Below are 24,813 nucleotides of genomic sequence, written 5' to 3'. Positions count from 1 at the left end.
TCTAAGTTTGGTAAATCACCTTGATGAACGCGAATCTCAGCCATTTACCCTCCTACTTGCTAAAGCAGCAAGAATACGCGCCCAAGACCGCTGCCCCTTATGAAACGATTTTAAATTATACTTTTCATTAGGAGAATGAATACGGTCATCAGCCAATCCAAAACCAACCAAAAGAGTTTCCATACCAAGAATTGACCGAAAATCTGCTACAATTGGGATCGAGCCCCCCATGGCTGTCAAGACAGCGGGCACTTCCCACTCTTGTGATAAGGCATCCTTCGCCTCCTTGATAAAAGATGAATCATCAGAAATCTGAAGTGCCGGAGAAGAACCGTGATTCTTAAATTCAACCTTACAATCAGCAGGAATTGAGCTACGTACATAATCACGCAACGCTTGGCGTATTTTCTCTGGATCTTGCTTATGCACCAAACGACACGATACTTTTGCACTCGCTTGAGAAGCAATAACTGTTTTCATCCCCTCCCCTTCATAGCCGCCACTAATACCATTAATTTCCATGGTAGGACGTGCCCATACAAGCTCTAAAATGCTCCGCCCTTTTTCACCAGCTGGAACGGAAAGTCCTATAGGACCAAGAAAATTTTCAGCAGTACAATTAAGTGCATTCCATGATTGTAAAATCTGTGGAGGTGTTTCTTCTACGCCATCATAAAAACCAGGAAGTGTTGCCCTATTATTTTCATCGTGAAGTCCTGCTAAGATTTTCGTTAAAATACGAATGGGATTAGCTGCTACTCCTCCAAAATAACCAGAATGTAAATCACGATTCGCTGCTGTGATAATAATCTCTTCTGCCATAATTCCCCGAAGAGAAAGAGCAATAGATGGTGTATCCGCATCCCACATTGACGTGTCACAAACCAATGCATAATCTGCCTTAAGTTCATCTGTATTTGCTTTTAAAAAAGGAATAAGGGAAGGAGAAGCACATTCTTCTTCTCCCTCAAATAAAACAGTAACTTTAATAGGAAGCTGCCCTGTTTCTTTCTTAAATGCACGACATGCTTCAATAAAAGTCATCAACTGACCTTTGTCATCTGAAGCTCCACGAGCACAAATAACTTTCTCTCCATCTCTCTCTTTTAAAGAAGGTGTAAATGGATCATCCTCCCATAAACTCAATGGATCAACAGGTTGAACATCATAATGTCCGTAAAACAGCACATGCAAACAATCATCTGAAGGTCCAGGATGATGCCCAACAACCATTGGATGCCCCGGCGTATCACGGCGTGAAGCCTCAAAACCGATGCTTTTTAAATCCTCCACTAACCAATCAGCTGCTTTACGACATGCATCCTTGTAAGCCGAGTCTGTAGAAATCGATTGAAAACGTAAAAGAGAAAAAAGGCGTTCAAGGCTCTTCTCTATATTTCCATCAAGATGTGTTAGTACTTTATTCAGCATAAAAAAAACCTTTCAAGCCTTGTGTAATTATATTATAGATGCGATGACTTTAAGCCTCTTGTAAGATTTTGCAAGACACCTTATTCATTTTTGACATTGTGAGCAGTAAAAACTTGAACGTCCAGCCTGTAAAATGCGCATAATAGGCGCTCCACATTCCAAACATTGCTTGCCTTCTCGTCCATAAACTGAAAAAGCATGCTGAAAATAACCAAGCGAACCATCTATATGCATATAATCACGTAAAGAAGAGCCACCAGACAAAATGGCTTCAGAAATCACATTGCGTATATTTTGTGCTAAAGAATCTGCAAATTCACGTGCACGTGCCGTTTTTGATGCTAATGTAAATGCACCACGTTGTGGAGACAAACGACTCCGCCAAAGTGCTTCACAAACATAAATATTCCCAAGACCTGCAACAATAGACTGATCAAGTAAAACACCCTTGAGAGACATTTTTTTATTAACAAAAGCCTTTTGTAAATAACGACCAGAAAACGAATTACTTATAGGTTCAAGACCTAGCTTATTTAAAAGTGGATGTTCATAAAGCTTATCCGTATCGACTAAAAGCATAAACCCAAAGCGACGCACATCATTATAAATAAGACGATAAACGTCACCATTCTTTGTCTGAATATCCATGACAAAATGATCATGTTTAACTAATTTACTTGACGCTGAACAAGCTTTTCTTAAAAAATCATTCTCTATACGCCATGAACCAGACATTCCTAAATGGCTTAAAATCGTTTCATCCTGAGAAAGATGAAATAATAAATATTTCGCACGCCGACCAAGTTCTATAATTGTTCTGCCAATAAGGCGCTCAGAAAAAGCCTCAGGAAAAGGAAAGCGCAAATCTCTACGATTAAGTTTGACAGATACTATCTTTGCATCAGTTACAACGGACTCAAGTCCACGACGAACTGTCTCTACTTCAGGAAGCTCAGGCATTACTCTTCTTTAATAATTATACACTTTCCAATCGTATCACTGATAAATTGACTTCTTCCCCCCTCAAAAAACGAAGACTTCCTCTACATCTACTAAACAAATTCTTGATGAGTCGATTTTACTTGGATTCCTACTCATGTGAATCATTTAACTAAAGGCTTTATGGACAAACCCTGCCTTGAATATATACCACACACTCTAAAATACTTAACGTATCAATAAAGCTTACATCCCACCCCACCTCAAATGACCGCGTTTTATGGTAACAAAATTAAGCCCATTCACCCTTACGAAATACAGGAACTCTTACACCATCTTGGGTAATGCCATCTATGTCAATTTCACCAGAACCAATCATCCAGTCAATATGAATGACACTTTTATTCCCACCACGTGCTGCAATCTCTTCTGACGTCAATGATGCCCCATCTAAAAAGCATTTGGAATAACACTGCCCTAAAGCAATATGACATGCAGCATTTTCATCAAATAAGGTATTATAAAAAAGGAGGCCACTCTTAGAAATTGGTGAAGAATGGGGCACAAGGGCAACTTCGCCCAACCGGCTTGCACCCTCATCACTTTGCAAAACCTGCTGTAAAACTTCTTGGCCTGTTGATGCACGAGCCTCAACAATACGCCCGGCTTCAAAACGTACTTCAATATTATCAATCAGAGTTCCTTGATAGGAAAGGGGCTTTGTTGAGCGAACGAAACCTTCAACCTTATGAGCATGAGGAGTCGTGAAAACTTCTTCTGTCGGAATATTCGGATTGCAAATAACATCATTTTGAGCAACGGATGCACCACCATGCCATTCATGATCATCTGCCAAACCAACAGTTAAATCAGTCCCTGGCCCTGTAAAGTGTAAGGCAGAAAAACGCTGCTCATTAAGCCAAGATGACCGTTTCTTCAAATGTGCATTATGAACAGTCCACGCCTGCACCGGATCTTCTCCTGTAACACGTGAAGCAGAAAAAATTGCATCGGCTAATTTTTTAATCGCCTCATTAAGTGGTAAAGAAGGAAACATTGCCTCAGCCCATCCTGCTGTTGGATAAGCAACAATCGACCAATTCATAGCAAAATTTGATATTTGCTTGAGTGCCGGCTGGTAAGCTATTGAAGTGGCTTTATTTAAACGTGAAACCTTATCAAAATCCTGATTGGAAAGGAGCAAAGGATTATCACCAACAATCGCTAAACGCGCTGCCCCATTTTCAAAAGCCTTTGCCATTCCCTCATAAAGCCAAGAAGGGGCACAATCAAAACTAGCTGTATGGGCATTTTCAAACCGTGTAAGCGATAACATATCATCACTAAAAATTGGTGTAATGACACCAGCACCAACCTTATAAGCATGATATGCAATACGCCGAACAAAAGGTAACGCTGAAACTGGAGCAGTTAAAACAAGATCCTGCCCCTCTTGTAAATTCAACCCCACTTTCACTGTAATTTCTGCAAGACGATTAAGCATTTCAGGCAAAATTGTCTCATGAATATCAAAGTACATTACCAATACCCTTCTTTAAATAGAATGCGTTCTTTATGTCGTCATATTATAAATTGTTTTTCAGATCCTTTGAGTTCGCTTTCTCTACGTATATTTATGCGTATCATTATCGCTAAAATTCACTTAATTCATAAACCGCAATGGGTATATCATCCTTCTTTGGTCATGAAAAACTTACTAGTTCCTGTGTCGTTTTTCTAACATTGCAACAATTGCATTTAACTGATCAGATGAAGGTAAAACCATAATCGTTTTATTTTCCTCTTTCCTAGCTAGATGTTGAGGTGCATAGGCAGGGATAGGAACTTTATCAAGCTGTACCATAGCAAAAGGCGCAGGATGTGCCATCTTGGACTGTGCTACTTCTGTCGAAGGAGATGTACTTTTCTCTGCCTTTACGCCCCTACTCTCTAAGCCTTCATCTATAAAGCTTGGCGCATGACCAGAACGTTCTTGAGCAAAAGCATAAGCAACATCATAAGGGCGATTATTTGTAGGAACTTGAAGCTCTCCATCACGTGATCGTTTTTCATAAAAAGCATTTCCCCCTGCAACCTGAACATAATGCATGTTTTTATACGGAAAAGACAAACCAGCGGTATGAAAAAACTTAGCGTGTTTAACTTTCTTATCTCGTTCACCCCGTAAAACGGCATCAGCCGCCTCTCTTACACGAGCAACAGATGCTTTCTCCGTCATAGGACGCGTTAAAACACCAGGAGCAAATTGCCTATATTGACCAACAACACCACAAATCGTCTTAGGATAGGCGGTTGAATTAACACGATTCATAACAACCGTTCCAACGGCAATCATTCCTTCACGGCTTGTGCGATTTGATTCAAAATACATCGCTCGCATAAGACATTGACGCTCTGTCAATGGATACGTAACCGTTTTTGTCTTATTATTATTTATTTTTCCAGTATCTAAATGATTTGAAGCACACCCCACAACAACTAACGGCGCTACACAACAGGTAACAAATACATTCCAACGATTTTTTTTCATCTTATGCAACACATTCCTATAATCTCTGAGCTATTCAAGTCTTGAAATGAGCTTTAAATGTATCTCTCAATAAAGTACATAGCTAATTGTTACCACTCAGTAAAATTTTAATACAAGAGGTAATCAAAAAGTATCTATGCAAAATAAAAAATAAAAAACTCTTAATTTACAGATCGATATTGTTATTCTTCATGGTTCAATATAGGCTATAATAACCCACACGTTTCAATTACAATAAAGTAACACTATCCACTTCTTCTACATACGAAAAAATAATACAGATATCCCCTTTAATATAAAATTTTAACAAAATGATCTGAAAGGAAATTCCCCTAGAAAACTCCCCTCCTGCCACAATACGAGTGATGATATCATCCAATATACAAATATGTCAAACCAAGAGTTAACAATCTGCCATGCTTCTCTGAAAAAACTCTTTGTTGCTTCTTTGTGCTTTGCCATAAAATGGTTATCTTATTCTTCTTATAGCTGCACTGTAAGAAAATACTCATATATCTACAAACTTATTTTATACATATAAGAAAAATTTTAATCTATTTTCTTCTCACCTACCCCAACTTTATAAGTAAGGTCATCACGAGGACGATCAGAGGACATATGGTAACCCGTTATGATATAATGCAGCATTTCAGCAATATTAGTAACATGATCACCAATTCGTTCAATATTCTTTAAACAAAACAGTAAGTGCGTACAAACCGTAATATTGCGCATATCTTCCATCATATACGTCAAAAGTTCACGAAAAAGAGAAGTATACAAAGCATCAATCTTCTCATCACGCTCACGCACCGCGTCAACACGCTCTAATAGGCGACTCGTATAAGCATTTAAGACTTCTTTTAATTGATTGAGTGCTAAAGCTGTAATTGTTTCAAGCCCATGATAAACAGAAGCAGATTGACGTATTTCTGAAAGTGCAACAGTCCTTTTAGCAATGTTTTTTGCCATATCCCCAATCCGTTCAAGATCAGAAGAAATACGAATGGCTCCAATAATTTCACGCAAATCGACAGCCATCGGTTGGCGTTTGCAAATAATAGCAACCGCTTTTTCATCAATGTCACGTTCTGCTTCATCTAAAAACACATCATCGGCAATCACTGTCGTTGCAAGTTGAAGATCACTACTCACAACCGATGCGACAGAACGTTCAATCATCCTTTCTGCATGGCTCCCCATTTCTGTAATCCTTACTCTTAAATATTTTAGTTCTGCATCATAAGAACGGACAGTATGTTTCATAGACATATCTTACACTCCTCAATTCACCTATCCAAAACGCCCCGTAATATAATCTTGTGTCCGTTGCTCTTTTGGTGAGGTAAAGATCATTTCAGTCGCACCAACTTCTACCAAATGCCCTAAATGAAACATAGCCGTATATTGAGAAACACGTGCGGCCTGTTGCATGGAATGCGTTACGATAACAATTGTATAATTTTGCCGTAACGCATCGATAAGCTCTTCAATCCGTGCTGTTGCAATGGGATCAAGAGCTGAACAGGGCTCATCCATCAAAATAACTTCAGGACTAACCGCAATAGCACGTGCAATACACAAACGCTGTTGTTGTCCCCCTGATAAACTTGTTCCAAGATCATGAAGGCGGTCTTTTACTTCTTCAAACAAACCTGCCTGCCTCAAACTCTTTTCAACGACATCATGCAATTCAGAGCGTGTTTTAACTAAACCATGAATGCGTGGACCATACGCAACATTCTCAAATATAGATTTTGGAAAAGGGCTGGGCTTTTGAAAAACCATTCCAACACGAGCGCGCAATTCTACAACATCAATCCGTGTGTCATAAATATTCTCCCCATCTAAGGTAATAAGACCAGTTGTTTTAGCGCCTTCAATTGTATCATTCATACGGTTAAAACAACGCAAAAAAGTTGACTTTCCGCATCCTGATGGACCAATCAAAGCAGTTACTTGATGTTCAGGAATATCAAGTGTAATACCGTGGAGTGCTTCTTTATCTCCGTAAGAAACCTTCACATCCTGACCGCGCATTTTAATCTTCATTACAAAAATTCACCTTACAAAAATCTTATCAAAGCTGTTGTTTTATTAAAATTACTGGCGGCGTTCAAATCGTCGACGTAAAAAAACCGCAGAAATATTCATGATCGCAAGAAAAATCATCAATACAATAATAGCACCTGATGTCTTTTCAACAAAAGCACGCTCTGCTTCACCCGCCCACATAAAAATTTGAACAGGCAAAGCCGTTGCTGGATCCATGGGGGTCGTAGGAATATTAACAACAAAAGCAACCATTCCAATCAAAAGCAAAGGAGCTGTTTCACCCAAAGCCTGAGCGACTCCAATAATTGTGCCTGTTAAAATGCCAGGCGCAGCTAAAGGAACAACATGATGAAAAATCATTTGTGTTTTTGATGCTCCCAACCCCAAAGCTGCAGAACGAATAGAGAGAGGAACAGCACGCAGAGCAGAACGTGTTGCAATAATGATCGTGGGAAGAGTCATGAGCGCTAAAACAAGACCACCAACAAAAGAGGCTGAACGTGGTAATCCTAAAAAATTAACAAAAAAAGAGAGTCCTAAAAGACCAAACACAATTGAAGGAACAGCTGCAAGATTATTGATATTAACCTCTATAAAATCTGTAAATTTATTTTTGCGTGCATATTCTTCTAAATAAAGAGCCGTTGCTATGCCTATCGGAAGGGAAACTAATAAAACGATGCCTATCATATAAAGAGAACCAATGATCGCAACACCTAATCCCGCAGTCTCAGGACGACTTGAAGCGCCAAATGTAAAAAAACCAATATTAAATGTTTTATAAAGCGTACCATCATGCGCTAAACGCTTTATCCATTCTATTTGTCGATTAGAAACTTTACGGTTTTTTTCTGCTACACGCAGATCAATCTGTCCCTTATAAGCAGAATCAATATCCGCAGATGCCAAAACTTTAACTTTTTGCATTGTGCCAATCAGTTTTGGATTTTTTGTCACCATTTCACGCAGTTGAACACGGACACCATTTGAAAACATACGGTTAACGTCCAAAAGAGAGGCTCGATCATTTTGATTGATATTAAGTTTCTTCGCTAAAGCATTGCGTACAAGAAGTGGATAATTCGCCGTCATGAGCACTTGTGGTTTTGTTTTACGTTGACCACTTGGATCAATGATCTTTTCATCCAAATAAATCGATAATGTCATTTCACTTTGAAAAAAAGCTGTATAACCCTGACTAATGATAGACCATAAAAGCGTAAATAAAAAAAATAAACCAATAAAAATGGCAATCAAACCATAGGCACGAAAACGACGTTCAGCCCAATACCGACGCTTGAGACTAATATTGCGACGAGGAAAAAAATCTTCATTCATTCATATTGTTCCCGATATTTACGCACAATATAAAGAGCTAGAATATTCATCAAAAGTGTCATAACAAAGAGCGTCATCCCTAAGGCAAAAGCCACCAGAGTTTGTGGAGAATTAAACTCAAAATCACCGGTCAATTGATTAACAATCTTAACAGTCATCGTAGTCATTGCTTCGAAAGGATTGAGTGTTAAATTTGCTGCAACACCTGCCGCCAAAACCACAATCATTGTTTCTCCAATTGCACGCGATGCCGTCAACAAAATAGCCCCCATAATCCCTGGAAGCGCTGCTGGTATAACAACTTTTTTAATTGTTTCAGATTGCGTTGCGCCTAAACCATAAGAACCTTCACGTAAAATGCGTGGAACAGCCGTAATAACATCATCCGATAAAGAGGAAACAAAAGGTATCAACATAATTCCCATCACAACTCCAGCAGTCAAAACACTTTGTGCCATAATAAAACTAACCCCGTCTGAGAGAGAAGCAGAGAGATCTCGTAAAAATGGTCCCACAACCTTCAAAGCAAAAAAGCCATAAACAATCGTTGGAATGCCAGCAAGAACTTCTAACAATGGCTTCACAATTGCTCGCAATCGCGCAGAAGCATACTCCGCCATATAAAGAGCTGAAAATAGTCCTATAGGTACAGCAAAAAGCATGGCAACAAATGCAATATAAAGCGTACCAGCAAGAAGCGGTATTAGACCAAATTGTCCTACTTCATCGCTGGAACCGCTCGCGGAAAAACGCGGATCCCAAACTGTTCCTAAAAAGAAATTTGAAAAGGATACAGACTGAAAAAAGCTTACTGTCTGAAAAAGCATAGAAAGCGCAATGGCTATTGTTGTCAAGACTGCAACAATAGATGCACAAATCAATCCAATAATAATAAAAGATTCAACCTTATTACGGGCACGTTGATGAGGCGCAATTTGCATCATTCCACAGATAAAACCAAAGGACGCAATAGCAAAAAGAAAAACATAACCTATAAACTTAAGCTTTTCAGAAGAGAATACCCACGACTGTGCTATTTTGAACACATCATCCGATGCTTCATCGGATAAAATCAATCCCTTCGCGAGTAATTGTGCCTGCACTTCCTTATAGGAAGCGGTAGAAAGATTCCCCTCAAAGCGATGAATCTTTTTGACGAGACTTCGAAGTGTCTCCCAAAGTAGATCGTGATTTACAGGCTCTGTTACATGCGCACTATACGCCTCAAGCTCTCGAGAGGCATTATATTCTAAATAAATTGTACTCCCAGCATCCCAAACAATTAAAAAAATAAAAGCTGGAATAACAGTAATCAAAAATGTCCACCAGCCATAATAATACGCACGAGAATGCATTTTATGTTGTCTGTATTCAAGAATGCGTGCTCGCATATAAGAAATACAAAAACCACAAAATCCAAAAGTCAATAATAACAAAATAATAAAGGAAATGCGCATTTTATCTTTCAGTTTTTATAAAAAAATAGCATCCAAATTCCCTATCCCAGAAATCCAACAAATTTTCCCTGCAAATTATTTCAATGTCATTACTCGACCAGCAGAAAAATCAGAACGCTGTGCTTGACGCTCCTTTTCAGGAGAAACAATCAAACCATATTCAGCCAAAGGACCCTCTGGACCAATCATTTGATCAGAAAGAAAAAAGTCAACATACTCTCGCAAACCTGAAATAATACCTAAATGTGCTTTCTTAATATAGAAAAAAAGCGGACGAGAAACCGGATATTGTCCACTAGAAATCGTCTCAACTGTTGGCGCAAAACCGTTAATATCGGCAACCTTTAGTTTATCAGCATTATTTTGATAAAAAGACAAACCAAAAATACCAACCCCTGTTTTATTAGAAGTTAGACGCGCAAATGTTTCAGAATAATCACCATCAATATCAACCGCTTTTCCATCCTTACGTACCGCAATACAAGCAGTGTGTATCTCCTTATCATCCATTCCTAAAGACTTCATCACCTCAACTGCCCCACTCTCTTTACACCCCTTAGTAAGTAATTTTTCCTCAAAAACTTCACGTGTCCCATGCTTCTCCCCAGGAATATACGCTGCTATCGTCCAATCAGGAAGAGCACTATTAACTGCACTCCATTTCAAAACATTATTCGGTTGCAACTTTCCGTCTATAATAATTCGAGCAGCAAGGGCTTTATAAACATCTACTGGCTGTAATTTCCAATCAGGTCCCTTAATATCAGTTGCAAAAACAATGCCATCATACCCAATACGTATTTCCTCAACATCTTTTACACCAGCATCAAAACAAGACTGTAATTCACTCGGTTTCATTGCTCGCGAAGCATTAACAATATCAACAGTGTTCTCCCCAATACCACGGCAGAATTCCTTAATACCAGCTCCTGTTCCTCCCGATTCGATAACAGGAACCTTAAAATGGGGATAAATTTCTCCAAATGTTTCAGCAACAATCTTTTGATAAGGTAAAACTGTAGATGAACCAGTAATCTGTATTTGATCGCGCGCATTGCCTCCATTTGCTGACAGCAGTAGCGCAAAAATCAATCCCACTCCAATTGATAATACTTTGTTCATCTATAAACTCCCTAAAAATTGAAAACAAAGCCTCTTAATTTATACTATACGGTCATTCTAGTTCACATTTGCAACATAACAAATATAAAAAACAACATGGATCATTTTTTTAAAACCATGTTTTTGTCCTCTGTCAAATAAATTCATTTGAACGCTTGAACTCAATAACATCCCAAAACAAATGAGCAACATCCGTACCGCAGAAGCGTTTAATTTCACGAATTCCCGTAGGAGACGTCACATTAATTTCTGTTATATAATCTCCAATCACATCAATCCCCACAAAAAGAAGACCGCGTTCCTTTAAGGCTGGACCAATGCGTTCACAAATTTCATAATCACGTTTTGTTAACTCCACATTTTCCGCGCGACCTCCAACATGCATATTAGAGCGCACATCTGTTTCTGTCGGAATTCGATTAATAGCTCCAACAGGTGTACCATCAAGCAAAATAATCCTTTTATCTCCTTTTCGTACTGCCTCTAAATAGCGCTGAACAATAAAAGGTTCGTGATAAATTTCTGCAAACATTTCTAACAATGATGCTAAATTGCGATCATCTTGTTTTAAATAAAAAATACCAGCACCCCCATTTCCATAAAGTGGTTTAACAATAATATCGCCAAATGTCTCTCTAAAAGCTGTTATTTCTTCAATATCTTTGGTAATTAATGTTTCTGGCATCAGATCAGAAAATTCAGTAACAAAAATTTTTTCTGGACTGTTGCGTACCCATGCCGGATCATTCACAACGAGTGTTTTAGGATGAATACGCTCTAACAAATGAGTTGTTGTGATATAATTGAGATTAAAAGGTGGATCTTGGCGTAAAAGAACCACATCCATATCTGTTAATTCCGTACGAGCAGGCTTTTCTAATCGATAGTGGCTTCCCTCTTTATCATGTACAATCAATGGCTCTAGTCGTGCAATCACACAACCATCGTATAGAGATAAACGATCTGGTGTATAATGGAAGAGAGAATGTCCACGTTCTTGTGCTGCTAAAGCGAGTGCAAATGTCGTATCTCCTTGAATCCGAACTGTTGAAATATGATCCATCTGAATGGCAATTTTCATAAATAAATCCTCTCTATCCTAAAAGCAGACTGGTCTATGCATCATAAACTTAGTAAACAATAAAAGAACTATGACAAGAGAAAATTTATGACACAAGAAACAGATATAGAATTAAACAACAAAGAAATCGAACGCTATGCACGCCACATCATTTTGCCTGAAATTGGTGGTACAGGGCAACAAAAGCTAAAAAAAGCACGCGTTCTTGTTGTAGGCGCTGGTGGTCTTGGTGCTCCTGTCTTAACCTATTTGGCTGCCGCAGGTGTTGGAACTCTTGGAATTGTCGATAACGACATCGTTTCACTTTCCAATTTACAACGCCAAGTTATTCATAAAACAAATGCAATCAACAAAAGCAAAACAGACAGTGCTGAAACTACTATAAAAGCAATAAATCCCCATGTTGTAGTTGAAAAACACACCCTACGCTTAGATAACAGTAATGTGGATAAACTGCTCAATGCTTACCACATCATTGTTGATGGAAGTGATAATTTTACGACACGCTATCTTCTTGCTGATCACGCTGCCCAATGTAAAAAACCTTTAATAAGTGGTGCTGTAGAACGTTTTAATGGCTCATTAACGGTCCTTATGCCATATAAAGACAATAATCCTCACTATCGCGATTTATTTCCCACGCCTCCTGCTCCCGATACTATTCCAACATGCGCTGAAGCTGGAATTATCGGTGTTTTACCCGGTGTTATTGGGACCCTACAAGCAATGGAAGTTATTAAAATGATCACAAACATCGGAGAGCCATTAGTAGGAAAGATTCTTCTCTATAATGGATTATTAGCACAATTTAATATTATTACTTATAAACGCTCAAATTATAAAGAAAATGCCATAGTTATTAAGAAGCTTGGAGAATCTTGATGATGTTCTCTCTTCCACTAACTTTTAGCACTCTCGCAATATGTATTGAAATACTAATATTTTATCGCAAGTCATCGAAACATTGTAACCAATGAAACCTATTAAATTTATCACAAATATGGAAAACCTTTTGTGAAAAAATAATTCTCTATAATGGATTATCATCATAATTTCATGTCATCGTCTATAAATAGACAGAGACTCGTGCAAACTTAGCTCCCATCAGTATTCTTGTGTAAAAAATTTTCAACGTAGATAAAAATACAATCAACGGAACTCTATTCAACTATTTTACTAGTCACACATAAAAATTGTTTCACATGAAAGTGCTCACTTCAAACCATAACCTATAAATAAATAATTTAAGTCATATTTTAGTGATCGGTACTATAAAAGGTCAATGATCTGTCCACACACTTCTAACCTCAAGAGAAAACGTCTATTCATCAAGCATCATAAAATGCAGCTTAGGATTATTGCACGTATAAGAACAATCAATTGTCTCAGTTCATAAGAAAAATACATGGGAATTGATGTAAAAGTACATGGGGATTTGTATATAGAAGGATTGAGATAAACCTCATGGAGAGCTTTAATTACATAATTATTGCATTCAGAAGCAGAAAGCTGCGGCTCATAAATTGATAATCCTTCAGCAATAATTTCACAGACAAGTATATGTAGAAAAAGTGAAGCACACAAATCTTGAAAACCAATCCACAGATGACAGCGTAAAGAGTGCATTTTTATAAAAGTTCTCTTTAAAATAAGCGAGTAAATATGCAATGTTAAATGTGTTCTGTTTTGCGTGAGGGGCGTTCCCCCCTAACAAAACATCAATAAGAGCTCTTTTTATAAAACTGTGAAACTAAAATTACAAAAAAATCAGACTTCTTTCTAAAATTAACATCTATGGTATAAGTTAATTTGGCTCGTTCGCTTTATTATTATCCATTGGTAAAGGAACAGGATGATCGGATAAACTGCGTAAATAAAGCAAAAGATCGGCACGATCTTGGTCATTTTTAATTCCACGAAAAGACATAATGGTCCCAGGAAAAGCTTCACGCGGAGAACGCAGATAACGATCTAACGTTACAAAATCCCATTTTTGATCAGAGTGCGCACGCAATGCCCGTGAATAAGCAAAACCTGCTGCTGATGCCAAAGGGCGGTCAACAATCTCCCAGAGAACTGGACCAACACGCCCTGCTTCATTGCGTCCAGAAGTATGGCATATGGCACATTGGCGAAAAATTTTACGGCCATTTTCAAAATTGCCTTGTTGAAGTCGGCTATTTAGTGATAGGGAAACATCAGGTGCTTTTTGTTTTTCTTGAAATATATCATTCTTGGCAACTGTATGATGATATTGGACTGATGTAGGATGATCGTAAATTATATTGCTGAGTGTGGAAATCCCCACAACAGCGACCAGCACACATAAACAAGCACAAATAAAATAAATAAATCTCGAGCGATTCATAAAAACTCAAATGTTCACGGTTTTATTACCATTTTTAGTTTAAGCTTTTTCTTTATAACACACAACATCATAAATGCATCACAGATAACATTGGGAATCTTACAATGGCTCTTGAACCAATTATTCTTATTCCTGCCCGTATGGGCTCAACCCGTCTTCCTCAAAAAGCTCTCGCTGAAATTGGCGGAAAACCGATGATTGTTCATGTCGTAGAACAAGCCAAAAAAGCTGGAATAGGACGTACAATCGTTGCAACAGATCATAATGATATCGCTAAAGCTGTTGCAGATTATGGGCATGAATATATCATAACACGAGGTGATCATAAGTCTGGATCTGATCGTATTTATGAAGCTTTAGTGCGCATTGATCCTGAACAACGCTACAACGCCATTTTAAATATACAAGGTGACTTACCAACAATCATGCCTCGTGAAATCATTCGTGCGCTACGCCCTTTAGAAAATAGCTTTACTGATATTGCAACCTTGGGTGCCAAAATCATTGAAGAAAATGAAACAAGAGATCCCAATGTTGTCAAAATCATTGGTACACCGCTTTCTCAAAATCGCCTTCGTGCTCTTTATTTTACGCGCGCCAAAGCACCTTATGGAGAGGGTCCTCTTTATCACCATATTGGAATATACGCCTATAGGCGCGAAGCACTTGAAAAATTTGTATCATTCAAACCCTCACCACTTGAGAAACGTGAAAAACTTGAACAATTACGTGCATTAGAAAACAATATGCGTATTGATGTGGAAATAGTCGATACAATTCCCTTAGGTGTAGACACACAACATGATCTCGATAGAGTTTGTGAGATTTTAGCATGAAAATACTTAAAAAAACCAATAAAATTTCTTTCCAAGGAGAATACGGCGCTAATTCCCATATTGCTTGCTCCAATATGTTCCCCAATATGGATGCTGTTCCCTCTGCTACTTTCGAAGACGCTCTTAATTTAGTGGAAAGCGGGAAAGCTGATCTTGCTATGATCCCTATTGAAAATACTCTTGCAGGGCGCGTTGCAGACATTCATCATCTTTTACCGCAGTCATCTCTTTATATTATTGATGAATATTTTTTACCTATCCATTTTCAACTCATGGTTTTGCCCGGCGTTACACATGACGAAATTAAAACCGTCCACAGCCATACGCATGCCCTTGCACAATGCCGAAAAATCATACGAAACAACGATTGGAAACCTGTTGTTTCTGCTGACACCGCTGGAGCTGCAAAATTTATTAAAAAAAATGCTAAACGTTCACAGGCTGCCTTAGCACCTTTAATCGCAGCAGAACTCTATGGACTTGATATTCTTGAAAGAGATGTTGAAGATAACCCTCATAATATTACCCGTTTTGTCATCCTTTCACGCTCCAAACGGCATGTCCCCAAACCTCAAAATGGCGAAAAAATCATCACCAGTCTTCTTTTTCGAGTGCGCAATGTCCCCGCAGCTCTCTATAAAGCTATGGGAGGATTTGCAACGAATGGTATCAATATGACAAAATTAGAAAGCTATCAAATTGGTGGAAATTTCAATGCAACACAATTCTTTGTTGATATTGAAGGACATCCTGAAGACCCGATGATGAAACTTGCCTTAGAAGAATTATCTTTCTTTTCTGCAGAACTGCGTATTATCGGTACTTATCCAGCACAAAACGATCGAACATCGTATATATAAAAGCAATTAAGCTGCTATCATTTTTTGTTGATATCAAAAAGCATCGTAAAAATTTCATAATGCAACGCATCTTGAAAGGTCCCGTTTTTTCTACTCAACACCCTTCATAAACACTGAAGAAGAAAAAACAGCTCGTAATAGAATATATAAATTATTTTCATAATATTTTCTCACAAATTATATCATGATAAACCGCAATTCACCTCGTATAAAAACCAGTGTAAAAAAACACAGTAACCAAAAATAAAAACGCTTGTACCATCTATTTCCCTTTATATATTCAAAGAGAGCCTCTTGAGAAAAGTCATTTCCTCTGACAATATTCCAATAAAGATAACGAACTTCTAAATTAGCTCTCAAAACAATTCAAATTATTATACATAATAGAGCATTCGAATCTTTTAGATTAATATCATTCTAAACATGGTTTAAAACTAGAAAATGCAACTTAGCCCTGATTTTAGCGTTAAGTTTGAACTTGTATCTTTATAAAAACTGATTTATGATTCACCTCACGTTAGAAAAAAGGAGAGGATAATGAAAAAAGTCTTCACGCGAGGATTATTAGCCGCAAATATTCTCGCCTACTCTAGTGTTGCATTTGCTGGCTTTGGTGAAAAAAAATGGAATTTTGCGCGGGATGAAAGTGTTGTGATCACACCATCCTATACATTCCAGCAAGGAGTTGAATACTCTTGTAATACCTTTAAACCGAAGAAAGTATCCTTTACTTTATCATACTCTGCCCCTTCTGATTTAAACAAATTGAGAATTTTTGTTGATGATGAAAAGAAAATAACCCATGATAAAGAAAAGAAAATCTTTACCCTAAAAAATATAAAATCTCTTCATATAAGTTTTCCTTGGTCAGGACATTATATTTTTAAAAATATTACGAACAAAAAAGTTGTTGGAACAGATTGTGACACAGGAGGTTATGATTAACAATATTTCTATAACATCTAAATTTGAGTAGAGTTATTCTTTTTTTTAGGTGTTTTTTTCAAAATACGGCATAATGAGCCATTAAAACTAATCGCTGAAAAGATTATTTTTATACTAATATGGCAAACCTTAAGATACTTATAAGGTTAGATATTAAAAGACTTTTGCGAAAACTAGAAGACTAGACTTAAATTGTTCTGTATTTTCTACTATCAGAGCTATTTTTTTAATAAGAATATAACTTTTATCTTCGCAACTGCTTTATTTTAAGTACTATAAAGCACATCGTACCCAAATCACTTAGATAAACAGAAAAGTAAAATTTGCATCTGCAGATGCATTCCTCACTGCACTTTAAGTCATACTCATTCAGCTTTTTATAAAAATTTATCTCGCTTTTCCCTCCTTATTAAAAAATCTAATTATTTAAAGCTATAAAATGTCGTGTATATAAAATACCATTTTTACAGTTATAAAATCATAAATCTGTGCCAGCCACCATTATTATTTTATAGCTTTTAAATTGCATCGTCTCTTGTATGAGTACAGTCCTTAAAAGATATGTGAAATCTTTTCTCCAATAATGGGAACACATATATTGATTTATCTAGTGATGAGCCCAACGTCTTTAATGAAGAAAATCAGCACTCAAGAAAAAAGAGCGATAACATCTACTCAAGATTTACATTCATAGATGTTAAAAGAAAAAATATTACGTACTTGATATGCTCATTCACTATAGAAATGAGGTGGTTCTCTTATAAGATATTTAATATATTGACTTATCATTATAAGAGTTCGATTTTTTATACTGAATTACAACCACAAATAAAGTAAGATCCTCCCATCTTAAATCTCATATTGAATCAATTAAAATCATTTCCTTGAAAGTTACAAATGGGAGTGATGTGTGAGTAAAAACGATTAAAAAAGGAATAAAAATGCTTCTTATAAAGCCTCTCAAGTGCAAGGGATCGCAACATTGGGAGTTGTTAAATAGTATGAGGGCTAAAATTTATACTTTTATTAAGCATAAAAAGGATAGTGCACAATGGACTTATATCTCAAGGAGAGTATGTATACTATTTACGAGTAGAGTTTGAAATATAGTTAAGAGTATTGAGCAATCACTCTTTAAAAAACCTGTGAATGTACAACATTAAATGTATTCTGTTTGGGATGTTCTGTTTTGTATAGAGGAGCAACATCCTTAAAGCAATATTTTATAATTATTTAAATAGCACTCTTCCCCCTAACTTTCGCATGTTAGCCAATTACATGATCTATATACTTTATTTGCTTCTTTAACTGTTGTAAATTTTTAATGATCCAATTTCGTAGTTTTAGAACAGACGGAGCTATCCTAAAACTCTTACATGTTTCAGCAAATGAGAATAATTATATATTCAGACTATCTTAAGCGAAAAGATATTTTCATACCAAATAAATATGCAGAGCTACTGCTATAAAAACTAATAAATCCACAATCTCTTTGTTGTTTATATATCAATAAATTAAATGCAAAGGAAAATTCTTCGTCGTTCTTAGGATATTTTTCGTTTCTGATCTTGATTTTTCATTCCAAATCGACAATATGAGCTTGGGAGGTTGGTGGTGGACGAACTACTCGCCAACTGGGTCAGGTCTGGAAAGAAGCAGCCCCAACGAGTTCTGGTACGGGTCATCGTTCCAACCTCCTATTTTGCTGAAAAAATTATTTTTTATGCTGTCTTTTAGCGAGGTATTTTTAATCTTCAGAGCAGCATTTGTATGCAGTAAATAAAGGGGTTTTGTTATTTTTAAACAAATTGTCCCATAAATAATTTGATTAAGAAAAAATCCTTTTATATGAGACTACAGTATTGATCTATGCTTTTGTATTATCAAAATGTACGCATAAAGAACTTCGAAGTTGGAAATACTCATGGAAAATTTACCGGTAGAAACAGCCTATCGTGTTCTTGCTCGTAAATATCGACCCCAAAACTTCTCTGACCTCATTGGTCAGGAAGCTATGGTGCGTACTCTTACCAACGCCTTTGAAAAAGGTCGTATTGCACAAGCGTGGATGTTAACAGGGATTCGTGGCGTAGGTAAAACCACAACAGCACGTATTTTGGCACGTGCGCTTAATTATAAAACAAAAGATATTGACCAACCAACAACTGTATTGGACTCTCTTGGTGAACATTGCACACAAATTATCGAAGGACGCCATATTGATGTTATAGAAATGGATGCCGCTTCTCATACGGGCATTGATGATATTCGTGAAATTATTGAACAAATACGCTATCGTCCTGTTTCTGCACGCTATAAGGTTTATATTATAGATGAAGTCCATATGCTCTCAACACAAGCCTTTAATGGTTTATTGAAAACTCTTGAAGAACCACCGTCGCATGTAAAATTTATTTTTGCCACAACAGAAATTCGCAAAGTTCCTATTACAATTCTTTCGCGTTGCCAACGTTTTGATTTGCGACGTATTGAATCAAAAGCTTTGAGTGCACATTTGCGTCAAATTGCGAAATCTGAAAAGGTAGAAGTAGAAGATCAAGCACTCTCTATGATTGCCCGTGCTGCAGAAGGATCTGCACGTGATGCATTATCCATTTTTGATCAAGCAATCGCCCATAGCAATGGCAATGTTAATGCTATTGCGGTGCGTACAATGTTAGGATTAGCGGATCAAGCACGTATTATTGATCTTTTTGAATTTATCATGAAGGGCGATGTTGTCAATGCGTTACATGAATTACGCAGTCAATATGAAGCAGGTGCTGATCCTCTTACTATATTGACAGAACTAGCCGATTTTAATCATCTGGTCACACGTTTACGTTTTACACCAGAAATAGTGGAAGATTTCTCACTAACTGAAGAACAACGTTTAAAAAGTTTAGACTTTTCAAAAAAACTTTCCGTTCCTGTTTTATCCCGAAACTGGCAAATGTTACTCAAAGGTTTACAGGAAGTTAATCAAACTGCACGTCCACTTCAAGCCGCTGAAATGCTTTTAATTCGTCTTGCTCACACAGCTGACCTACCAACTCTTGATGAAGCTTTAAAAAAGCTTACGCAAGAAAAAACGCCTCTCACACTCGTTACAAATTCTTCTCATCAAGAATCTACGAATGCAAATAATATAGCAAAAGAAACAATGGTCGGAGCCCATGCTTCCTCGAGCGTTTCAAATACATTAGCCGATCAATCAGATTTAAAAACATCTTTGAAAAACCAATTAGATCATTCCTTACAACCAGAAAATTTAGTTGAAAATCAAAACCATGACAAAATCAACGCCCAAGAAGTAACAGAAATTCCAGAAACTTCTCAATCTACTGATCTTTCTGAAAAGATTGCAAATTTATCGCATTCTGTCACGCAAACAACAGAAAAGATTACTGAACCTAAAACTCTCGTGATTAATTCTTTGCACGATATTGTTCAATTAGCCGAACAGCATAATGACGTTCCTTTCAAACTCCTTGTTAAAGAATTTGTTCATCCTGTTTCTTTTGAAGCTGGGCATATTACCTTGAGACTTTCTGAAAATACCCCACAATTTCTTGCTCATGATATAGAAAAAAAGATATCTCAATGGACTGAAAAACGCTGGACAATAACTTTTGTTAATGAAGGAGGTGGCCCAACCTTACAGGAGGAAAGTATAGCGATTCAAAAGACTCTTTTTTCCAATGCAGAAACAGATCCTGATATTGCGAAAATCCTCAATCATTTCCCAGAAGCAAAAATTGTCGATATTCGACTCAATAAAGAAGAAAATGATCTTGATTTACTCTCCAATACCTTTAAAAATGCTGATATTTTTAAAAATAAAAATGATATCAATGATGAATAAGGATACCTATTCCTATGCGTGAAATGATGAGCATGATGAAAAAAGCCAAAGAAATGCAAGAAAAAATGCAGAAGATTCAGGAGGAAATAGCTAATCTGCAAGCTGTGGGCACCGCAGGGGGTGGTCTCGTCAATATCACTTTAAATGGCAAAAATATTATAACAGCAATTCAAATTGATCCTTCATTACTCAAACCTGAGGAAGCTGAAATTCTTGAAGATCTCATTATGGCAGCTTATAATGAAGCAAGAACAAAAATCGAAGTCGCAATAGAAGAAAAAACCAAAAGTATGACGGCAGGGCTACCACTCCCATCAGGTTTCAAGCTTCCATTTTAATGAAACGGATTTTTTCCGTGGGACAAAAATATGCCTAAATACATTGCAGGACCTGAGATTGAACGTCTCATTCAGATTTTATCACGGTTACCAGGTCTTGGTCCACGTTCAGCACGTCGTGCTGCGCTTCATCTTATCAAAAAAAAAGAGACATTGCTGGAGCCTTTGGGAGCGGCTATACAAGCAGCTATAGAAAAAGTTGGCATTTGTTCTGTTTGTGGAAATGTCGATACCATTGATCCTTGTTCAATTTGTACAGATTTGCGCCGCGATGATACAACAATCATCGTTGTTGAGGATATTGCTGATCTGTGGGCTCTTGAACGCGCAAAAACTTTAGCCGCACGTTATCATGTGTTGGGTGGACGACTCTCCCCCTTAGATGGAATAGGTCCTGACGAACTCAACATTGCCACCTTAATACAGCGTGTTGTACAAAACCCTATTACGGAGATTATTCTTGCTGTCAATGCGACTGTCGAAGGTCAAACAACTGCTCACTATATCACTGATCAGCTTTCTAATTTTCCAGTTAAAATTACGCGACTTGCTCATGGTGTTCCTGTAGGAGGTGAGCTTGATTATCTTGATGATGGAACTTTAGCAGCAGCTGTACAAGCAAGAACAAATCTTTAAAGCTTTTTCTTCTTAACCTTTAGCTCTTTAATGACGGGGGAATATTAAAATGATAAAGAAAAATCTCTCACTTTTAAACGACTTTGGTCCTGGTGTTTTAGTATGTTTACTCATATCAGCCTTAGCTTATGGCTTAGAAGTTGTAGAAAAACAGCTTTTCACGGAAGCGTGGCTTGAAAGCCTTGTTTTGGCAATTCTTCTAGGATCAATTATCCGTAGTTGTTTTTCTTTGCCAACATATTTTCAAAAAGGTATCACCTTTTGTGCAAAAACACTTCTCGAAATTGCTATCGTTCTTCTAGGAGCAAGCATTAGCATTAACGCAGTCCTTTCAGCTGGTTGGAATTTGCTTGCTAGTATCATTTTCGTGATATTCGTAACGATTATCCTGAGCTTTGCCATCGGCCGACTTTTCGGGCTTTCTACACATTTAGCAATGCTGGTCGCTTGTGGGAATGCTATTTGTGGCAATTCAGCTATTGTCGCCGTTGCACCTGTCATAAAAGCAAAACATGACGATGTAGCCGCGTCAATTGCCTTCACTGCTCTTTTAGGAATTCTTATTATTTTATTTCTACCCTTTTTACATCCATCTCTGAATTTGTCATTTAGCCAATATGGTGTGCTTGCTGGCATGGTTGTATATGCTGTACCACAGGTTTTAGCAGCAACAGCACCTATCTCTTTTCTAAGTGTTCAAATTGCAACAATTGTCAAATTAGTACGGGTTCTCATGTTAGGCCCTGTTATTTTTACTCTATCAATCATTTATCGCCAATCAGCACAAACACGCTTGCGTTTACATACCCTCGTCCCATGGTTTATCATTGGCTTTATTATCATGATGCTTGTTCGCTCAAGTGGTCTTATCCCTGAAAAGGCTATCAATCCCATCAAATTTATTGCCCAGTTGTTTACTGTTATCTCAATGGCTGCACTAGGATTAGGTGTTGATATCCGATCACTAAAAAAAGCAGGATGGCGCGTCATTTTGGCGTCAACCTGCTCCATAATTATTCTCGGTATTTGTAGCCTGATCATGATACAATTGAATGATTTAAATCATATAACATTTTAAATGTGCATTGATTATTATTTTTTCAACGTAGTATGCAATCAACCCAAAGTCCTCCTTATTATTAAAATCAGTTCTTTCATAAACCAGAAAAAGTTCTAAAATACTGCTCATTATTCTATACAAAAAATTGAAAGAGCTGATATTTAAGTGAAAACTGTCAAATTTGCTTTTCAGTCCATAATGATTTACAACGGGGTAGTATCGAAATACATAACTCATGCAAAACAATGCCATTTCTTTCATCTGCTCTCATTACACTGAGTTTTTTATATAAAGACGGATAAAATATATTCTTATTTGGAAAAAATGTGGGGTCATAACTTTTACTCTTTTAAATTACTTTTACTTACTATGTAATACAAGTGGCATCATCGTACTATTTGATAGCTTAAAAGTTGTGACAATCCTTACATTTAAACGATTCGTGAAAGGAGTTTTTATTCTTTTCTTCAACAGTTTTGATTCATACGCTAACTCCGCTTGTAATATACAAGCTAATAACTTTAATTGTTTCACCATAAGTAGATTTAAAATAAGAGAATCTTACAATACTCAAGATACTCATTCAAAAAGTGATAAAAATAAGGATTAAATCAACATCTCGTTCTATCCCATAAAAAGATATTGTTGCTTATTGGCACTAGTAACTTTCTTACAAATGAAATATACGATAATGAAAAGATTAAAAATACAGCAGGACTTTTATTTATCATTTTATTCAACTAAAATATTTTTATGCTTATCCTTGCTATAGATACTGCTTCAATTTATTGTGCTGTTGCGCTTATTCGTCATAAATCTGTTATTGCGCGTATCAATGAGCGCATGAACAAAGGACATGCTGAAAAACTTATTGGGCAGATTACACAAATAATGAAACAAGCCAATATGACGCTTGATCAAGTTGAGCATATTGCTGTCAATATTGGACCTGGATCATTTACTGGTGTACGTGTCGGTGTTGCAACAGCGCGCGCTTTGGCATTAGCACTTGAAATACCTGCTGTTGGAGTGAGTGCTCTTGAAGCGTTAGCAGCACAAGTCATAAACAATAAAAGTACAGCATCGGCAATTACTGTTGTCATTGAAGCAGGGAGAGGGATGTTCTACCATCAAAATTTTCATAATGATCTCACACCTTTGGGAGCGCCGGGATTAAAAACAATTGAAAATATCCTCGAAGATTTGCCCAAAAAAACCCGACTGACTGGCCCAGCTGCTGATATCGTTGTGGAGCATATTAAAAACCATAAAATATACGAAAAAATTGTCCTAGAAAAAATCCCCTGCGAAGCGGCCGATATTGTAAACTATGCTTATCTTGCTGCAAACAAACAATCAAAAAATTCACCTCGCCCACTCTATCTACGCAGCGCTGATGCAAAACAACAAACCAATTTTGCTTTACCACAAAAAAAATAATGCCCAAATTTTCATTGACAAAAAAGAATTTTGGAATTGCTCCGCTACAAGTTAATGATAGTGCTTCTCTTCATCAAATTCATCAGCATTGTTTTACCCCTTCTTGGGAAAAACAAGCTTTTGATAATTTCTTAACAGATCACTCTATCTTTGGATACAAAGCTTTTCTCATTGATCACTCTGATCAAATTTTAGGCTTTTGCCTATGCCGTCTCATCCTTGATGAAGCAGAAATCATCACAATTGCTGTTCATCCTCATTATCGTCAAAAAGGAATTGGTACCTTTCTTATCGATCGTACAGTTCACCATCTTCACGACAAGGGCGCTACAAAATTATTCTTGGAAGTAGAAGCCACAAATCTTTCTGCTTTGAACCTTTATCAACGCTTTGAATTTCAAAAAATTTCTGAACGTCTTGCCTACTACGCGTCAAAAAATGGTCGTGGTGATGCAATTATCATGCAAAAAACTTTTAAGCAAATAGATTGA

The 24,813-nt window shown here is 37.1% G+C and carries 21 protein-coding genes and 1 other RNA gene; 11 read left to right on the top strand and 11 right to left on the bottom strand.

Features of this window, described 5'->3' with window-relative positions; translation table 11 throughout:
* Nucleotides 1-36: 36 nt before the first annotated feature.
* From ACFIL3_RS05755 to gshB, 10 genes are all read right to left on the bottom strand, one after another.
* Nucleotides 37-1,431 (bottom strand): M20/M25/M40 family metallo-hydrolase, encoded by a 1,395-nt coding sequence (locus tag ACFIL3_RS05755; protein WP_375611787.1) that lies wholly within the window; start codon nt 1,429-1,431, stop codon nt 37-39.
* A gap of 84 nt (nt 1,432-1,515) precedes the next feature.
* Nucleotides 1,516-2,391 (bottom strand): bifunctional DNA-formamidopyrimidine glycosylase/DNA-(apurinic or apyrimidinic site) lyase, encoded by an 876-nt coding sequence (gene mutM, locus ACFIL3_RS05750; protein ID WP_375613328.1) that lies wholly within the window; start codon nt 2,389-2,391, stop codon nt 1,516-1,518.
* Nucleotides 2,392-2,662: 271 nt separating this feature from the next.
* The gene (locus ACFIL3_RS05745; protein ID WP_375650819.1) at nt 2,663-3,910 is read right to left on the bottom strand and encodes an aminopeptidase; all 1,248 of its coding nucleotides are present in this window, start codon (nt 3,908-3,910) and stop codon (nt 2,663-2,665) included.
* A gap of 177 nt (nt 3,911-4,087) precedes the next feature.
* Nucleotides 4,088-4,921, bottom strand: a complete 834-nt coding sequence (locus ACFIL3_RS05740) for a cell wall hydrolase (RefSeq protein ID WP_375681921.1) — start codon at nt 4,919-4,921, stop codon at nt 4,088-4,090.
* 549 nt (nt 4,922-5,470) lie between these two features.
* Nucleotides 5,471-6,193, bottom strand: a complete 723-nt coding sequence (gene phoU / locus ACFIL3_RS05735; RefSeq protein WP_375611791.1) for a phosphate signaling complex protein PhoU — start codon at nt 6,191-6,193, stop codon at nt 5,471-5,473.
* Between the two features lie 21 nt (nt 6,194-6,214).
* A complete protein-coding gene (pstB, locus tag ACFIL3_RS05730; RefSeq protein ID WP_375611792.1) occupies nt 6,215-6,973 on the bottom strand; it encodes a phosphate ABC transporter ATP-binding protein PstB in 759 nt (252 codons plus the stop codon).
* Nucleotides 6,974-7,024: 51 nt separating this feature from the next.
* On the bottom strand, nt 7,025-8,314 hold the full coding sequence (gene pstA / locus ACFIL3_RS05725; protein WP_375611793.1) for a phosphate ABC transporter permease PstA: 1,290 nt from the start codon (nt 8,312-8,314) through the stop codon (nt 7,025-7,027).
* Nucleotides 8,311-9,771, bottom strand: a complete 1,461-nt coding sequence (pstC, locus tag ACFIL3_RS05720; RefSeq protein ID WP_375681920.1) for a phosphate ABC transporter permease subunit PstC — start codon at nt 9,769-9,771, stop codon at nt 8,311-8,313. Before pstC ends, pstA begins: the two co-directional genes overlap by 4 nt.
* Before the next feature lie 75 nt (nt 9,772-9,846).
* Entirely contained in the window at nt 9,847-10,893 is a 1,047-nt protein-coding gene (locus ACFIL3_RS05715) for a substrate-binding domain-containing protein (protein WP_375613323.1), read from the bottom strand.
* Between the two features lie 133 nt (nt 10,894-11,026).
* Entirely contained in the window at nt 11,027-11,974 is a 948-nt protein-coding gene (gene gshB / locus ACFIL3_RS05710) for a glutathione synthase (RefSeq protein WP_375621206.1), read from the bottom strand.
* Nucleotides 11,975-12,061: 87 nt separating this feature from the next.
* Here gshB and ACFIL3_RS05705 point away from each other — a divergent pair, with 87 nt between their 5' ends.
* Nucleotides 12,062-12,856, top strand: a complete 795-nt coding sequence (locus ACFIL3_RS05705; protein WP_375681919.1) for a molybdopterin-synthase adenylyltransferase MoeB — start codon at nt 12,062-12,064, stop codon at nt 12,854-12,856.
* A 922-nt stretch (nt 12,857-13,778) separates the two neighbouring features.
* Here ACFIL3_RS05705 and ACFIL3_RS05700 read toward each other — a convergent pair.
* Nucleotides 13,779-14,342 (bottom strand): c-type cytochrome, encoded by a 564-nt coding sequence (locus ACFIL3_RS05700; protein WP_375681918.1) that lies wholly within the window; start codon nt 14,340-14,342, stop codon nt 13,779-13,781.
* Nucleotides 14,343-14,446: 104 nt separating this feature from the next.
* Between ACFIL3_RS05700 and ACFIL3_RS05695 the strand changes: the two genes are divergently transcribed.
* The 10 genes from ACFIL3_RS05695 (at nt 14,447) to rimI (ending at nt 24,813) form a co-directional block, all read left to right on the top strand.
* Nucleotides 14,447-15,178: a 3-deoxy-manno-octulosonate cytidylyltransferase gene (locus ACFIL3_RS05695; RefSeq protein ID WP_375632301.1), complete on the top strand. Its 732-nt coding sequence runs from the start codon at nt 14,447-14,449 to the stop codon at nt 15,176-15,178.
* The gene (locus ACFIL3_RS05690; RefSeq protein WP_375646290.1) at nt 15,175-16,038 is read left to right on the top strand and encodes a prephenate dehydratase; all 864 of its coding nucleotides are present in this window, start codon (nt 15,175-15,177) and stop codon (nt 16,036-16,038) included. Before ACFIL3_RS05695 ends, ACFIL3_RS05690 begins: the two co-directional genes overlap by 4 nt.
* Nucleotides 16,039-16,575: 537 nt before the next feature.
* Entirely contained in the window at nt 16,576-16,983 is a 408-nt protein-coding gene (locus ACFIL3_RS05685) for a hypothetical protein (protein WP_375621204.1), read from the top strand.
* A gap of 1,603 nt (nt 16,984-18,586) precedes the next feature.
* Nucleotides 18,587-18,684: signal recognition particle sRNA small type (ffs, locus tag ACFIL3_RS05680), an RNA gene on the top strand.
* 223 nt (nt 18,685-18,907) lie between these two features.
* Complete coding sequence (locus ACFIL3_RS05675) at nt 18,908-20,848, top strand: DNA polymerase III subunit gamma/tau (RefSeq protein WP_375681917.1); 1,941 nt, start codon at nt 18,908-18,910, stop codon at nt 20,846-20,848.
* 14 nt (nt 20,849-20,862) lie between these two features.
* The gene (locus tag ACFIL3_RS05670; protein ID WP_375606797.1) at nt 20,863-21,186 is read left to right on the top strand and encodes a YbaB/EbfC family nucleoid-associated protein; all 324 of its coding nucleotides are present in this window, start codon (nt 20,863-20,865) and stop codon (nt 21,184-21,186) included.
* Nucleotides 21,187-21,216: 30 nt separating this feature from the next.
* A complete protein-coding gene (gene recR, locus ACFIL3_RS05665) occupies nt 21,217-21,822 on the top strand; it encodes a recombination mediator RecR (protein ID WP_375650842.1) in 606 nt (201 codons plus the stop codon).
* A 49-nt stretch (nt 21,823-21,871) separates the two neighbouring features.
* A complete protein-coding gene (locus tag ACFIL3_RS05660) occupies nt 21,872-22,900 on the top strand; it encodes a YeiH family protein (protein WP_375681916.1) in 1,029 nt (342 codons plus the stop codon).
* Between the two features lie 735 nt (nt 22,901-23,635).
* Entirely contained in the window at nt 23,636-24,322 is a 687-nt protein-coding gene (gene tsaB, locus ACFIL3_RS05655) for a tRNA (adenosine(37)-N6)-threonylcarbamoyltransferase complex dimerization subunit type 1 TsaB (RefSeq protein WP_375681915.1), read from the top strand.
* Entirely contained in the window at nt 24,322-24,813 is a 492-nt protein-coding gene (gene rimI, locus ACFIL3_RS05650; protein WP_375681914.1) for a ribosomal protein S18-alanine N-acetyltransferase, read from the top strand. The genes tsaB and rimI overlap by 1 nt, the downstream gene beginning before the upstream one ends.

This window comes from Bartonella sp. CE47NXGY (assembly GCF_042195415.1).
Taxonomy (GTDB): domain Bacteria; phylum Pseudomonadota; class Alphaproteobacteria; order Rhizobiales; family Rhizobiaceae; genus Bartonella.
Note: the sequence above shows the minus strand (reverse complement) of the source record. Positions and strands in the feature narration are given on the sequence as shown.